Origin of the sequence: Fluviicola sp. (assembly GCF_039596355.1) — a bacterium.
Classification (GTDB): domain Bacteria; phylum Bacteroidota; class Bacteroidia; order Flavobacteriales_D; family Crocinitomicaceae; genus Fluviicola.
In genome coordinates this window covers 219,061-233,115 of sequence record NZ_JBCNJW010000002.1, presented here as the reverse complement: position 1 = coordinate 233,115, position 14,055 = coordinate 219,061, and the positions used below count along the sequence as shown (strand labels likewise).

The 14,055-nt window shown below is 44.7% G+C and carries 14 protein-coding genes; 6 read left to right on the top strand and 8 right to left on the bottom strand.

The annotated features are described in order from the left end of the window. Positions 1 to 186 precede the first annotated feature (186 nt). Positions 187 to 1,653: a glycosyltransferase family 2 protein gene (locus ABDV94_RS06230; protein ID WP_343605710.1), complete on the top strand. Its 1,467-nt coding sequence runs from the start codon at positions 187 to 189 to the stop codon at positions 1,651 to 1,653. Between the two features lie 343 nt (positions 1,654 to 1,996). Beyond that, on the top strand, positions 1,997 to 2,464 hold the full coding sequence (locus ABDV94_RS06225) for a macro domain-containing protein (RefSeq protein ID WP_343605708.1): 468 nt from the start codon (positions 1,997 to 1,999) through the stop codon (positions 2,462 to 2,464). Positions 2,465 to 2,512: 48 nt separating this feature from the next. Here ABDV94_RS06225 and ABDV94_RS06220 read toward each other — a convergent pair whose 3' ends face one another. Both ABDV94_RS06220 and ABDV94_RS06215 read right to left on the bottom strand, forming a co-directional pair. After that, positions 2,513 to 4,108, bottom strand: a complete 1,596-nt coding sequence (locus ABDV94_RS06220) for a hypothetical protein (RefSeq protein WP_343605706.1) — start codon at positions 4,106 to 4,108, stop codon at positions 2,513 to 2,515. 3 nt (positions 4,109 to 4,111) lie between these two features. Next, complete coding sequence (locus ABDV94_RS06215) at positions 4,112 to 4,798, bottom strand: hypothetical protein (protein ID WP_343605704.1); 687 nt, start codon at positions 4,796 to 4,798, stop codon at positions 4,112 to 4,114. A gap of 214 nt (positions 4,799 to 5,012) precedes the next feature. Between ABDV94_RS06215 and ABDV94_RS06210 the strand changes: the two genes are divergently transcribed. Continuing rightward, positions 5,013 to 6,059: a hypothetical protein gene (locus tag ABDV94_RS06210; protein ID WP_343605702.1), complete on the top strand. Its 1,047-nt coding sequence runs from the start codon at positions 5,013 to 5,015 to the stop codon at positions 6,057 to 6,059. On the opposite strand, the gene ABDV94_RS06205 is transcribed toward ABDV94_RS06210, so the two are convergent. Further along, a complete protein-coding gene (locus tag ABDV94_RS06205; protein ID WP_343605701.1) occupies positions 6,056 to 6,826 on the bottom strand; it encodes a helix-turn-helix transcriptional regulator in 771 nt (256 codons plus the stop codon). The genes ABDV94_RS06210 and ABDV94_RS06205 overlap by 4 nt on opposite strands. Before the next feature lie 75 nt (positions 6,827 to 6,901). Here ABDV94_RS06205 and ABDV94_RS06200 point away from each other — a divergent pair, with 75 nt between their 5' ends. Both ABDV94_RS06200 and ABDV94_RS06195 read left to right on the top strand, forming a co-directional pair. After that, positions 6,902 to 7,150: a hypothetical protein gene (locus ABDV94_RS06200; protein WP_343605700.1), complete on the top strand. Its 249-nt coding sequence runs from the start codon at positions 6,902 to 6,904 to the stop codon at positions 7,148 to 7,150. Between the two features lie 10 nt (positions 7,151 to 7,160). Continuing rightward, complete coding sequence (locus ABDV94_RS06195; RefSeq protein ID WP_343605699.1) at positions 7,161 to 7,895, top strand: DUF3667 domain-containing protein; 735 nt, start codon at positions 7,161 to 7,163, stop codon at positions 7,893 to 7,895. Between the two features lie 7 nt (positions 7,896 to 7,902). On the opposite strand, the gene ABDV94_RS06190 is transcribed toward ABDV94_RS06195, so the two are convergent. After that, positions 7,903 to 9,201, bottom strand: coding sequence for a short-chain dehydrogenase (locus ABDV94_RS06190; protein WP_343605697.1), 1,299 nt, complete (start codon positions 9,199 to 9,201; stop codon positions 7,903 to 7,905). A 231-nt stretch (positions 9,202 to 9,432) separates the two neighbouring features. Here ABDV94_RS06190 and ABDV94_RS06185 point away from each other — a divergent pair, with 231 nt between their 5' ends. Beyond that, positions 9,433 to 9,846 (top strand): OsmC family peroxiredoxin, encoded by a 414-nt coding sequence (locus tag ABDV94_RS06185; protein WP_343605695.1) that lies wholly within the window; start codon positions 9,433 to 9,435, stop codon positions 9,844 to 9,846. A 59-nt stretch (positions 9,847 to 9,905) separates the two neighbouring features. Here the strand turns inward: ABDV94_RS06185 and ABDV94_RS06180 are convergent, their stop codons facing one another. The 4 genes from ABDV94_RS06180 to ABDV94_RS06165 form a co-directional block, all read right to left on the bottom strand. Further along, positions 9,906 to 10,937, bottom strand: coding sequence for a cytochrome c peroxidase (locus ABDV94_RS06180; RefSeq protein ID WP_343605693.1), 1,032 nt, complete (start codon positions 10,935 to 10,937; stop codon positions 9,906 to 9,908). Next, the gene (locus ABDV94_RS06175) at positions 10,930 to 11,688 is read right to left on the bottom strand and encodes an MbnP family protein (RefSeq protein ID WP_343605691.1); all 759 of its coding nucleotides are present in this window, start codon (positions 11,686 to 11,688) and stop codon (positions 10,930 to 10,932) included. Before ABDV94_RS06175 ends, ABDV94_RS06180 begins: the two co-directional genes overlap by 8 nt. A gap of 208 nt (positions 11,689 to 11,896) precedes the next feature. After that, positions 11,897 to 12,307, bottom strand: a complete 411-nt coding sequence (locus tag ABDV94_RS06170) for a hypothetical protein (protein ID WP_343605690.1) — start codon at positions 12,305 to 12,307, stop codon at positions 11,897 to 11,899. Positions 12,308 to 12,966: 659 nt separating this feature from the next. Continuing rightward, the gene (locus ABDV94_RS06165) at positions 12,967 to 13,896 is read right to left on the bottom strand and encodes a ClpXP adapter SpxH family protein (protein ID WP_343605689.1); all 930 of its coding nucleotides are present in this window, start codon (positions 13,894 to 13,896) and stop codon (positions 12,967 to 12,969) included. Positions 13,897 to 14,055 lie beyond the last annotated feature (159 nt).

Genomic DNA, 14,055 nt, shown 5'->3' with positions numbered 1-14,055 from the left:
TCGCGCCTTTGCGTTAAAACCCTTCCACGAAAAGAACTGTGTTTTTCTGTCCCATCCCTCCCCAACCTGTAGACTTTCTCCACACTTTTTGAAAAGCTAATTTCGTTAATTGCTTGTTTTTCAATAGTTCCTTTGTTTGGGTACTGTTGTTGATTCATGTATGTCACATCCTTAAAAGAAGTGATTATGATGAACAGTAGTTACCACAACAGCAAAGCCCCGGGAACATCCAAAACAGTTTACCCTCCGGGCATTCACACGCTTCGGGAATACAAAGAAGAAAAACAACGGGAAACAAAAAAATCACCTATTTCTTCGCATCATCTGGCTATTGCAGGAGCGTTCGTCTTGATGATCGGGGCAGTGCTCCTAACGATGATGCTTCAGCCGTATTTCGAGGAAATCCATTTGAAACGCATGAGTTCGGATTGGGGAGTGGCATTGAATACACTGGCCATTGTGTTAATCGCAGCCAAAGTATGTTTTCTGATCTACCTGTTGGTGCTGTATCTGCGCTACAAACCGGTTGTTTCGGTATCAGATGATGCGTTGCCATCTTGTACGGTGATTGTGCCGGCATACAATGAAGGACAGTTGGTATGGGAAACACTGATGAGCCTGGCTGGAAGTGACTATCCGCAGGAAAAATTGCAGTTGATTGCCATCGACGATGGAAGTAAAGACGATACCTGGTACTGGATGAAAAAAGCAAAAGAAACGCTGGGCGATCGCCTTTCAGTGTATCAGCAGCCGCGCAATCAGGGAAAAAGACATGCCCTGTACCGTGGATTCCAGATTGGAACAGGAGATGTGTTTGTGACGGTCGATAGTGATTCGGTAGTGAAAAAAGATACCTTGCGTAACCTGGTGAGCCCGTTTGCAGTCAATGAACGCTGTGGAGCAGTAGCCGGAAACGTACGCGTATTGAACGATAAAAAAGCATTGATTCCGAAAATGCTCAACGTGAGTTTTGCCTTCAGTTTTGAGTTTGTGCGTTCGGCACAAAGCAGTTTGGGATCCGTATTTTGTACTCCGGGTGCATTGGCAGCCTACCGCAGAGATCTGGTCATGAACTGTCTGCCTGAATGGATCGAACAGCGATTCATGGGACGTGTTTCCGATATCGGGGAAGACCGTGCAATCACGAATATGATCCTGAAACAGGGATATGAAGTCGTGTTTCAGCGCAATGCCTGTGTGTATACGAATACGCCGGAGCGCTTCCGAAACTTGTACAAAATGTTTATCCGATGGGAACGAAGCAATGTGCGTGAAAACATCATGATGAGCAAATTTGCTTTCGGAGATTTCCGGGAAGGCCCAAAAACAGGAACACGTATTTTATTGCTCAATCAGTGGCTTAAAATCCTGATGGCATACCCGGCTACTTTGGTGATGTTCTACCTGATTTGTACTTACCCGTTGTTGTTTTTGAGCGGTACTTTGATCGGAATCTTTATTTTCTCAAGCGTCCAGATGTTCTTTTATGCACGAAAACACAACCTGGCAGAGTCATTAATGGCTTATCCGTACAGTATTTTCTACGCATTTACCTTGTTCTGGATTACACCATATGCCATTGCTACAGCAGCAAAAAGTGGGTGGTTGACACGCGAACTTCCTGAAAGTGGAATGGCACAACGGGCTGCATAAGTCCGGTTCCACTTTTTTTCAATATTAAAATAGGTCGTCCGGGAATTTAGATGATTGTTGACATTTCCTGTGGTATGCACTGCAGGAGAAAACCAGGTGTTTTTTGGGTTTAATGCTTTTGGGTGGATCAGCTATGTTTTCGTACAAGACCTGATAAAAAAAGAGGTTGTCTCAGTTTGAGATGACCTCTTTTTTGATGGCGGAGGAGTCTGTAGAAAATTAAAGTGTATTTTTTACACTTTAATTCGATTGTCTTTTGTATTTTTGCTTTTTCTATGTGTTTGATTAACACTAAGAGGTATGTATCAGAAGAAATAGAAACATTCAGATAAAAATGACGAAGATGATCGAATATCGAAAAGGAGATGCTACCAATCCCGTTGGAACCGGAAAGAAGATCATTGTGCATGTGTGCAATGATATCGGAGGTTGGGGAAAAGGTTTTGTTGTAGCGATTTCCAGGAAATGGAAAGAACCGGAAAAGCAATACCGGGAATGGCATCGGCATTCGGATGGTTTCGAATTGGGTGCTGTGCAATTTGTACAGGTAGAACCGGATTTGTGGATTGCGAACCTCATTGGGGAGCATAAAATCGACAGGGGAGTAGATGGTACGGTGCCTCTCAGGTATGAAGCCGTAGAAAAAGGATTGATTCAGATTGTTGAGAAAGCACTTGATTTAAAAGCCTCTGTTCACATGCCGCGAATTGGTTGTGGTTTGGCGGGTGGCAAATGGGAATTCATCGAGCCGTTGATTACTAAAACACTTTCGGAGTCTGGAATTCAAACGACCGTATACGATTTTGAATAGCTTCTCCTTCAAAAAAAGGAGAAGCTATGATTTTATGTGTCATTCGAATTAGAATCGAATGGAGTTGAATTTGTAGCGTTTGGAGTCGATTCCCGGCATACGTGAAACCAATACGGTTCCGTTTTCGGTCGGGAAGAACAACATGGCATCAGCCGCCATCGGGAACGCATTCGGTTTCTGAATGGCATCCAACGGCAGGGAGTTGAATGTGCGGTCGCTATACGCGAATGTTCCGTCCGGATTGATCACCGTCAGCAAAGTCGGGTATGCCGCTTCTTTACCATACAGGTTATCGATATTGATTTTGGAACCGTTGCGGTCAACCCAGTAACGGAAATTGCGTACCGGAGCATCGTTTCTCAGATCGGTAAAGTTCCAGATCAGGTGCAACTTGTCGTTTTTCAACTGGTAAGCAAACGAACCGAAATGTGCCTGCGGATCGCGGGTTCTTACCATCTGAGCTTTATCGTAGAACACATTCCATTCACTATTCCCGGAAGCATCTTTCGACAAAATCATGATCCCGCCAAATTGCAGGTCGAAATCATACACCGGTGGAGTCGTAGTACCTACAGCCGTGCGGTTGGAACGTTGCTGCTCCGCCATGAAAATCAGTCCTCCGGATGGTTTCAGCAACACATCTTTCAACACAAAATCATCCAGACGTGCGCCTTCTTTTGCCGCCTGGTTCGGAGATAAAACAAGTCCCAGAACAGCAGCTCCCAGCGGTTCGACCTTATTCATCGTCACTTCTCCGGCAGTATTGGATCTCAACTGCCACGTACCAAGCCAGTTTGTAGCACTTGTTCCCTGAATGGCAAGCATTCCTGCAATGATCACCCCTCCGCCCGGATTGTTGAGCATGCGGTAATGCGTCGGGAAGTAGTTTTGCAGATCGAGTACCTGTTTCTGAGAAGATTTCCCATTGCGGGTATACAATTCGTAAATATGCTCTTTTCCGCTGATTTTGATGTCTTTGAACAAATAAGCCGTTCCGCTGTTATCCAGTTGAATAGCATTGGTCGGGTACTTGTCCGCTTCATTGTCCAGCACGATGTCTTCTTTCCACAGAGATTCCCAGTTGGAGGTATTGAAAACCTGGAGACGCTGTTTTTCCTTTTCACCTTTCGTAAACGGTTTTTCCGTCAGGACCAGCAATTTGGTTCCGTCAGGAGAAAAACGTACACGGTAATTGGAGCTTCTCATTTGTCCCGGTGCAGGCTCTGTTTCCAGCAACGTAGCTTCGGTTGGAAGCGTTCCGTCTTCACCTAATACTTTTACCAGGAACGAGTTTTCTCCTTTGGATTTACTCCATCCTTCCAGGAATACGTATACTTTTCCGTTGGAAAATTCGGTCAAACGGTGCATGGTGTTCTCGTTGAAACTTCCGCCCGTAGCACCTACGTCGACATTGAAAACAGGCTGGAAGGTAGGCGAGTATTTTTCAACCATCACCTTCATATTGCTCACAGGGCCGTATTCCCGCAACAGGTAATAGCCGCTGTTGTCGTATCCTAAAGTTCTCGTCCAGGGTGCATCCGGTTTAATATTGGTCAACTCAGCCGAACTTTCAACTGTTGGATCCTGGGCAAAAACAGAAGAGGTGCCTGCCAGTAAACAGGCTGATAAAATCAGGTATTTCATAGCTTATTTTTGAGATGCGGCCCATTTGTTATACTCATCAATCACAGCAAACATGTTCAAAAACTTGTAACCGCTTTCTTTGTTAGTCACTTTTTGAGCCATATCCGGGTTATCAGCAATCAGTTCAGGCATTTTTTTAGCAAAAGACAATCCCAGGGAGCTGTGTTCCATCGGAGCTGTAGGGTCTTTCGCGATGATGATTTTCGTATCGAAACGACGTGCGTCAAACGCTTTCCAGCTTTCACCGCTTTGCTTCACCACCGTGTTGTAATTGTCTTTCGTAGCATACCATTCGTATACCCGGATCGCACCGTCAGTGACTACCAGGTTGAAATTCGGTTTTTTCAATAAACCACCGCTGTAGTTGATTGATTCGTATACTTTATCGGCAATTTTATATCCTTTGATTTCTCCCGGTTTGTATTTGGCAGTCGGCTTTTTGTCTTCTTCGTGAGCATAAAACTCCGCCTCATTTTGGTTACTTGCCCCGAGTCCTCCGTTCGAACAACGTGTTTTAGCCTTTAAAAATCCCTGGATGGAGTCACCGTCAAGTGTGATTACGTAGCCCGGGTATTTCTTACCGACCTCGTATACTTTGGGATCCCAATCTGCTGTAGAGGAAATCGTTTCCTGAGCGTAAGTCATAACAGAAAGCAGCATCACTGCTCCTGAAAGTAAAATTGTCTTCATTTTCAAGCGAATTAAATTATTTTGATTGCTACAATGATAAGCATAATTTGTTCAATGGATTCTAAAAGTCATGTGTGAATCAGTCTTTTCCGGGGTTGAATGTATGACTTGCGGAGAGCAGATCGGTCAGAATTCCTTTTGAGGCAAAGCTTCTCCCTGATTTTTTTCGTTATCTTGTCATTCAGAACCCCAATCGCAAAAATAAAATAACCTTATGCCGAAATGCCTGTTTTTCCCCCTATTGTTTGTTTTCCTGCTCCAGTCCTGTGGAGAAAATCCGGTTTCTGAAAAGACTGAAAAACCTCCGGTACAGGAAACGAAAATAAAACCGGAAACGAAGACTGAACCGGAAGTCATTTTCCATGAACCGGAAGAGGAATTGGTTCTTTTCGACATGTGGTCTCCGGATGAAACTACGAAATCGGGATTTATTTCCCTTTCGGATATCGACCCCTTGAGTGAAAACGAAGACTCTTTAGCGATTCCGGACGTATCCTCGTGGTTGTATGACGAAGCAAAATACTTTAAACTGGATGCCGAATACCGGAAACGTTTCCTGGCACGGACAAAAATTTCGGAGAATGACCGGGTTTTTATTTACAATTATTCCTCCGACCTGCTGGTTTCCGTCCCGGTGAAGGAACTGAAAGTAGTGGTTTACCTGAGTGTGTATGTGGATGAACGCGAAGCGCCATTTTCACAGATGGATTACCACATCGGGTTTGAAGTGAACTGGAATCTGTTGAAGGGATTTGATACGGAGTATTTCGCATATACGCTGGTTTCCGTGGGCAAAGAAAACCCATTCACCAAAGGGCAAATGAAACCAATGAAGTGGAAAAAAATGGATGTAAAATCTTTTCCACTGGCGAAAATGAGCGGAAAGAACAAAGCACGCGTTAAGAAACTGACAGTCGGAAAAACAACCGCGTATTCCTATACCCGGGATTCATTGAGTTATTTTATGCGGGAAATGTTTGAGAAGGAAAGTCCGGTATCCCGCTGTGTGGTGGTATTGAACAACCAAACAGATCAGCTGGTTTTTGAACGGATTTATGAAGAAAGTGAAGGAACGGGTCTTGCGCCCTTGAATGGCACCAATTCCGGATTTGACGGTGTGAACCAATGGAGCGGGCAACTTTTTAAAAATAGACCGCCGGTTTTATTCGGATTTCAATATTATTCGTTCGGATGCCCGGAAATTTCCTTCCTGAAAAAAGGCGTACAGGATGTTTACATCAACTGCGATAACCGGCATTAAATGATTTTGCTGTTCACTGCGTAGGAAAGTGCTTCCACGATTGTGTTCACACCCAGGCGCTCAAAAATACGTCTCCGGTAGTACTTCACGGTGTCGGGAGCAACAAAAATCTTCTCGGCAATCTGGTTGATGGTGAGTCCCTGTGCGTGGAGCTGCAGAATCTCGATTTCCCGTTTGGTGAGTTTTGGTTTCCCCGATTTGATCCACAACCTGCTTTCGGTGTCGAGTTTCAGGATTTCATCGGAACCTTGTTTGTGGATATACACGTTTCCAGGTTCCTGGTGATGTGAAAGCGACACAATACACATGGCTTTCCACATTTTTCCTTCACCGGTGAGAAAGAGCGGAGTGAGTTTGTGATTGATGAGGACTTTCCTCCCGTCGGAGTTTACCAGGTGGAAATCATACGTAATGCTGTAGTGCTTCTTTTCCTCCGTGGGCAGTTTTTCGAAGAAATTGAAACCGGCTTCATTGATGGTGTTCAGTAGTTCCAAATCTTTCTCCGGAACATTCCGGAAGTAGAATTCATAACCCATTTCCATGACTTCCCGGGCCGGATAACCACACAAAAACAACGGATTTTCGGAAACGTACTCAAAACTCATGTCGGAGTAATCGATCACATACACGCTTTCATAGGTCAACCGGGCAAAGGAACGGATGACTTCCAGGTAATCTGTTTGCTGCTGCTGATCCGTTTCTGAGATTTGTCCCAGGTGATTTTTAGTCAGCAAACCCGATTGAAGATCCTTATTCTTTTGTGTCATACCCCAACAAATTTACACTAAAGTGTAGTTTCTGAAATCATTTTTGTTTGGACTTTTGGAGGAAAGTAAGCGCGAATGGTGAAGAAAATATCTGAATGGAGCCTGGAAGAGTTGAAAAGACGAAAATCACTCCTGAAAACTTGTCTCATTTCATTTGGAATCCTGGGGGTTTTGATGGTTGTTTTGCTGATCGTGATCAAAGCAAAACTGACTTTGTATGTTCCGGTATTCATGCTTCCCGTTACCTGGCTTCCGATGATTACTTCGCTGAAAGCAGTGAATGATGAATTGAAAGTGAGAATCCCGGAAAGTCAACCGAAATAGCAAGATGGAAATGGAAACAGGTATAAACTGTGCTCATTGCAAACAGGAAGTCAACGGGCGTTATTGCCCGAATTGTGGAGATACTGTAATCGTAAAACGGGTCGATGCGCACTATGTCATTCATGAAATACAGCATTTCCTGCATTTCGAAAAGGGAATTCCCTATACGATTAAGGAATTGATTTTGAGACCGGGAAAGAGCGTCCGCGAATTTGTACGCGTCAACCGGAACAGGCTGGTGAAGCCAATCTTATTCCTGATCGTTACGTCATTGATCTACACCTGGATGACTCACTTGTTTCATGCGGAAGTAGTGGAAACACCTGAAATGATCCGGATCCGGGAAACGGCCCTGGGAGCTATTTTTGATTGGGTTCAAAGCCATTACGGTTATGCCAACATCCTCATGGGACTGAGTATTGCGCTTTGGCTCAAACTGTTTTTCGGAAAATACGACTACAATTTCTTCGAAATCCTGATCCTCCTGTGTTTTTTAATCGGAGTCGGGATGTTGATTTTTTCGGTCTTTTTCATGGCAGGAGCATTATTGCACGTGGACTTGTCCAATGTTTCTGTCATTTTCGGAATTGGTTACTGCGTTTGGGGAATCGGGCAGTTTTTCGACGCGAAGAAAGCAGTCAATTACCTGATGGCCTTAATTGCTTACCTGCTTGGAATGATTATTTTTTGGATCGTCGCAGTTGCCGTTGGAATCACCATTGACCTGATCAATCACGCAGTATAGCGCGGGATCAGAATTCCGGCAATAATTCTTTCGCTTCGTCGAGGAGTTTTCCGCCTTCTTTTCCTGCCGCTTCGCCCACTTCTTTGAGGGTTTTTCCTTTTCTGAACCGATCAATTTGGCCTACTGCTTCTTCCAGGACAGCCACTTTCTTCGCTATTTTGGAAGCATTCGGAACCTGCTTTTGCTTGATCAGCTTATTGGTGTTGACCTGTGCAATGCGGTTATACAAAAAGTTCCCGGTAATTTTCAGCATAAATACCTTATCGTACAAATCCTTCAACACTTTCTCTGAATCGTCCTTTTTCAGGTAAGTGATTGATTCTTCCACGATTTCGCGGTCTTCCGGAAGGAGTAAATCGCTTTTCTTCAGTTTCTTCAGTGAAACGATTGCCTGCTCTTTGTTTCCTTTTTTCAGCTGCACATAACTATCGACCACCCACACCAATTCGTTGTCGAGTTTCAGCTTTTTGCAATCCTTCAATACGCTTTCAAAATCCTCCACGGCACGTTCCCCGTCAATGTCGCGTTCCATCATCAGGCGGTCCACTCCGCGAAACAGGCAGTTCATTCCGTGATATGCCGTGCGGGACTCTTCTTTGTTCAAATGTCCTAATTGTAAGGTCTGCATCGTGAAACTCAAATCTACGTTTTTGTTCTTTTTCAGCCATTCCAGGTTTTGAGTATACTCGTTTTCAGAGAGGTAGTAAAAGCCCTTTTCCATGAAAACAAAACCCCGCAGAAAGCGCAGGAGTCCTTTCAATTCGGTGTCAGGAAGTTGTTCGGGATCTGTTTCCGCACATTCATACAGCGCGATTTCGGTTCCCAGGTCTTTACTCGCCATCGCCAGGATGGTCAGAAAGCCATGTTCGCGGGCTTCCTCTTCCAGTTTCGCTTTGTCTTTGAAAAACTGTGAGCTTTTGGTTCCGTTCCAGTGTTTGCTAAAAGCGTCTACGATGGTCGGGAATTGGTCTTCATCTGTTTTCGTTACAAAATCGTCCATTTGGGTATATACCTGGTACATCGACCAGCAGTCTTTGATGCTCAGTTCATCTGCATGATCCAGTTCCATGATCTTTTGAACCAACCCGTCCGATTCCTTTTTAAACGCTTTGAACTCCGCAGAACCGGTATCGTCGGAAGCGTAGCCGCGAAACATCAGTTTGACGAATTTATACGGAACGACTTTCCCTGAAATCAGGTTTTCCCGGAGTGCCTCACGGTCTTGTTCGAGCAATTCTTCATCGGTTTTTTCGGAAGTGCAGGCGGTGAGCAGTAGTAAACACGTCAGGTAGAACAGTTTTTTCATAGTTTCGGAAACGTTGAAGGTTCATTTGAAGGCGCTAAAATGAGAAAAATAAACCGGTTGAATGAAAGGAAGATCGAAATTATTTCTGGACTTTGCGGCCTCAACTTCTTTGCGTTTGAGATACGTCGCTGGAACACAAAGTTCGCATACCGATTTCAGAAGAAACTCTGAAAATCATTTCGTACCTTTCATCAGATTCCAAAATCGTAATCATTATAAAAACTGAAAAGTATGAAAAGAACGGCAAAAGCACACTGGTCCGGTACATTGAAGGACGGAAAAGGAGAACTGACTACCCAGAGTGGTATTCTGAACAACAGCAATTACAGTTTCAAAACACGCTTTGAAGAAGGTGTGAGCGGCACGAACCCGGAAGAACTGCTTGCGGCGGCGCATGCCGGATGTTTCACCATGGCTGTTGGAGCTGCGTTGACACAAAAAGGAATTACGGCAATTGATCTGCACACAGACGCTGCGGTTTCGATGGAAGGATTGAAAATTACAGGAGTGCATCTGTCTATCAGCGGAACGGTAGAAGGAATTTCTGCCGAAGAATTCAGTGCGATTACAAAAGATGCGGAGAAAAACTGCCTCATTTCACAGGTTTTGAGCATTCCGATTACTTCCGAAGCGAAGTTGGGATAACTAAAAAAGGATAAAACAAATGCCCGTTTTCACGGGCATTTGCTGTTTAAATAGAAAGCCTATTGTTTCGGTTCGGCAAGCCAGGTATTGTTCATTAATTCGTAATCGCTCAGTGTTTTCAAAAAAGCAATGAGCAGTGTTTTCTCATTTCCGGGAAGCGGAATTCCGTTTTCCAGGGAAGGATCGAGCGTGGCACTGTGCTGAATGCCGTTGTTGTAATGATTCAAGACATCATTCAGGGTAAAATAGCGCCCGTCGTGCATGTAGGGATAAGTCAGCGCCACATTGCGCAGACTGGGAACTTTGAATTTTCCCCGATCGCTTTCCTGCTGGGTGATCAGGAAGCGTCCCTCATCCTGGAAATTCTGATCCAACCCGTTGTTGCGGTAGGAATGATCGGTAAACAAGGGCTCGGTGTGGCACTGGCTGCATTTCTGCTGAAACAGTGCATATCCCTGCTGTTCGGCTTCCGTAAAAGTTGCTTCGCCGCGTTTCACCTGGTCGTATTTTGAATTATCCGAAATAAGCATCGCCAGGTACTGAGCGAACGCTTTCAATACTTTTTGATCCGTGATTTCGTCCTTTCCGTAAGCTTCCTTGAACAGCTTTTTGTATTTGTCGGACTGTTGCAGTTTGGCAACGATGTTTGCCAGTGTTTCATTCATCTCCACCGGGTTGGTCAGCGGCGCAATCGGCATCACTTCTATGTGGTTGATTCCTCCGTCCCACATAAAAGCCGGCGACCAGGCCATATTGAAAATTCCCGGCGAGTTCCGTGTTCCGACCAGGTTGTTCACTCCCGGACTCAAAGCCGTATTGTGTCCCGCGAAAGCATGCGATTGGGCATGACAACTTGCGCAGGAAACCATGCCGTCTGAAGAAAGCATCGGATCGTAGAACAGCATTCTTCCCAGGTTGAATTTCGCGTATGTCTGCTGGTTGTTTTCGAAGTTATAAGCCGGCGCAGGAAAATAATCCGGAGAACGGAATCCCCATTTTTTGATTGCCTCAACCTTTTCCTTTCCGCACGACGAAAGCAACAGGCTTCCAGCGAGAAGAGCCGCCGGAAGCTGAAGGATTCGCTTATTCATAAATCTGCTTGAATGCAAACGAAGCGTAAAAATCATCCGCCATGGTTTTGGCTCCCGTGCCCGGCATGTGGATCATGGAATTACCAGAGACACTTCCCGAAGTTGCCCACAAAGTTTCCGGTGCGGCAGACAAACGGATTTCGCAGTTTCCATTACCCGTTACTGACAAACTGTTCGATCCGAAATTGTGGGATCGTTTCGTTACGATGTTATTTGCTCCTGAGAATCCGCCCAAATGGAAGGTAAATGAACCCATTCCTGCATTCGGGGATGTTCCTTCGGCTTTCAACATGATATAGCCCGAATTCCAGCTCCAGAACATGCCGAGGGAAGGGGATAACGCGCCGTCCTGTGCACCCGATACATTGCGTGTACTGTCCACTCCCAGTACGTATTCCACAGCGGTGTATTCTCCTTTCGGTACGCCAGCCAATGGAACGGAAGGTGTTGTTCCCTCCGACAAGTCGAGCAGGAAGTAACTGTTTGGCTGCGTCCACCAGCTGCCATCTGCTTTTTTCAGCCGGATATTGGAAATATAGTATTTGAACGTCACAAAGTTCAGCGTGTCGTTGGTCAGCGGGTTGATTAAATCGGTATTCAGAGCGAATGCGAGGCTATCTTGCCAGGAATGTTCTATTTTCAGGATAACGGTATCCGTTTCAGCGTTTGCAGGTGTTATTTTGTCTTTTTTACATCCGGTAGCTACGGATAGGAAAAGGGCTGTCAAACCCCATATAATGTTGTTTTTCATGGTGTTTCTCTAAAATAATATGGTTCCGGATGAGGTATCCCCTGGACGTAATATTGCGGAATTACGCCCGGCTTTATACAGCGGAAATTTGCCTGTTTTCACCTGCCTGAATCACCTGAAATGACCTCGTAAAGGCATATAAAAGCACCCGCAAACCGCCCGTGCCGGAACAGCATGTTCACTAACTAATAAATGAAATCAGCTCGGATTAAGCTGAAAGAAGATTGGAAGAAAAACAACTGGGCGGATGAAAAAATGCCCTTGCAAAAGAGTGGTCGTAATGAATGGCATATCCACCTCCCTGGTGAGCAGCTGGTTCTGAATTGCTGGTTTGAACCGGGTTCATCGTAAAATCTTCGAAGAAAAGCAGGAATTCAGTTGATTTAATGTTCTTCGGATTAAAAGGAGCTTTGGATTCCTGGTAATCCTGTTCGATCTGCTTCAACTGTTTGGAGAGGTAACACTGTCCGTTGCAATGCATCATCGGATTATCCTTATTGATACAGTACAACTCCGTGATTTGAATCTGGTTGATTTTCCAGTCGATGAAAACAACAGTCTTGATCGATGCCTGTACGAGGAACGAACAAATGATCAAGAAAAGTACTGTTTTTTTCACACCCCGAAATTAATCATTTTAGGTGTGAAACGTTTTCTTCTTTCGGAAGAAGGTAGCGATTTCGTTGACTGGAAACTGCTGTTTCAAGGCTTCTGGATATGTATGTTTTTCAAAAACAAGTATTTATACCTGGATGAAACAGGTGTTTTTATGGGGGGGGGTAACGATTGAAAGAATTAGTTTTACCATATCCTATTCAGAAACTATTCACATCATGAAAACGAAAACGCCCTTGACCCTCCTAACGGGAGTACACTTGTTATTTCAAAGGAAGTCAATTCGATCAGGTACTACAATATTCTCAAATGATAAACCTCGTTTTCCCGGCAACGGGATCACCTCAGCCGGTCGTATGGCCGCACATTACTATCAATAGTCTGGTCAAGGTATGATAGTTTCTAGTTCAACAAAAAACCGCCCGGAAACGGGCGGTTTTTCGCGTTTGGAGGGTTGGGTTTGTGTTTTGGATGTGTTGTATGAGGGATGGAACCAGATAAAAAGGATTGATGGGATTTCAAGAATAAACCAGCCGGTTCGTCATTTTGCGAATTGGCGAATTCGCCAATTTACATTTCAAAAAAGTGGAGTGAAATCTACCATTTTCATTATAAACTTCTCTAACTCCTCAATTCTAAGAATCCAACCATAAAACCGGTTCCTTATTTCTTCAGATACAACGTACCTGTTTTGATCACCTGTTTGCTCAATTTACTCTCTGCAGTCAATCGCTCCAATACTTTCTCGGCCTCTTTGGTCGACAGGGAATAAAGCACGGCGTATTCCTTCGCTGTAAGTGTCGGGTAATGCGAGAAAATGGCCAGCGGATCAGAAGTATCGATTGGTTTTTTCCTGGCGTCCGGTACAATTCTAAGAATCGCCTCTTCGAAAACATCGTAAGGCTTGAAACCATAAACCAGGAAACGCTGTTCATTGGAACCTGAAAAATACATCGAAGGAAAACCTCTTACGCCCAGTTGACGACCGTAAGCCAAATCCTCTTCAAACAACTTCTTCGCGTCGCCTTCGTAGTCCTTTTTCAGTTGCTCCACATCCAGCCCCACAGCTTTTGCCGCTGCACTGATGTGTTCCCACTTTGTGATGTTCTTCTTATCCAGGAAAACATATTCGCGCAGTTTTCGCATGAATGCAATGGCCTTTTCCTTGCTCTGCATTTGCGCAGCTTTTACGGCAATACTCGGAGGATAAGAGGACGGGAGCGGATCTTCGAGCCACACACTGCCGTCAATCGGCATTTCGTAATAAGCACTCACTTCTTCCCAGTGATGAGCCACGTCGGAAGGTTTACTGATCCCACCGCTGTTGTAAGACCAGTCGGGGAGCAAACCTCCCATGCGGTAATCGATTTCAACGTAGTCACCGTATTCGAGTTTCAGTTTTCTCAGCTGCGGTTCAATTCCCCAGCAGGAAGAACAAATCGGGTCGGTGTAGTACACAATTTGAACCGGTTTCTTTTGGTGTAGCTCGATAAATTGTGAACTACTGTCAGTTGCTCCGGAGTTTGGAATTTCGCAGGTTCCCGTCATAGGGTCGCATAAAAGCGGATTGGATGTATGTGTTGTTTCGTTCATTTTGCTCTTTGTTTGTGACTGGCAACTCAACGTGCCGGTCAGGATCCATAATATGAATAATATTCTCATTGGAATCGGTTAAAAGATTCTTTCTGCTGCCGAAATGCGCTTTCTTTTCCTGTTCTGAATCATAATCTTTAAATTTGTATGGTTACTGAA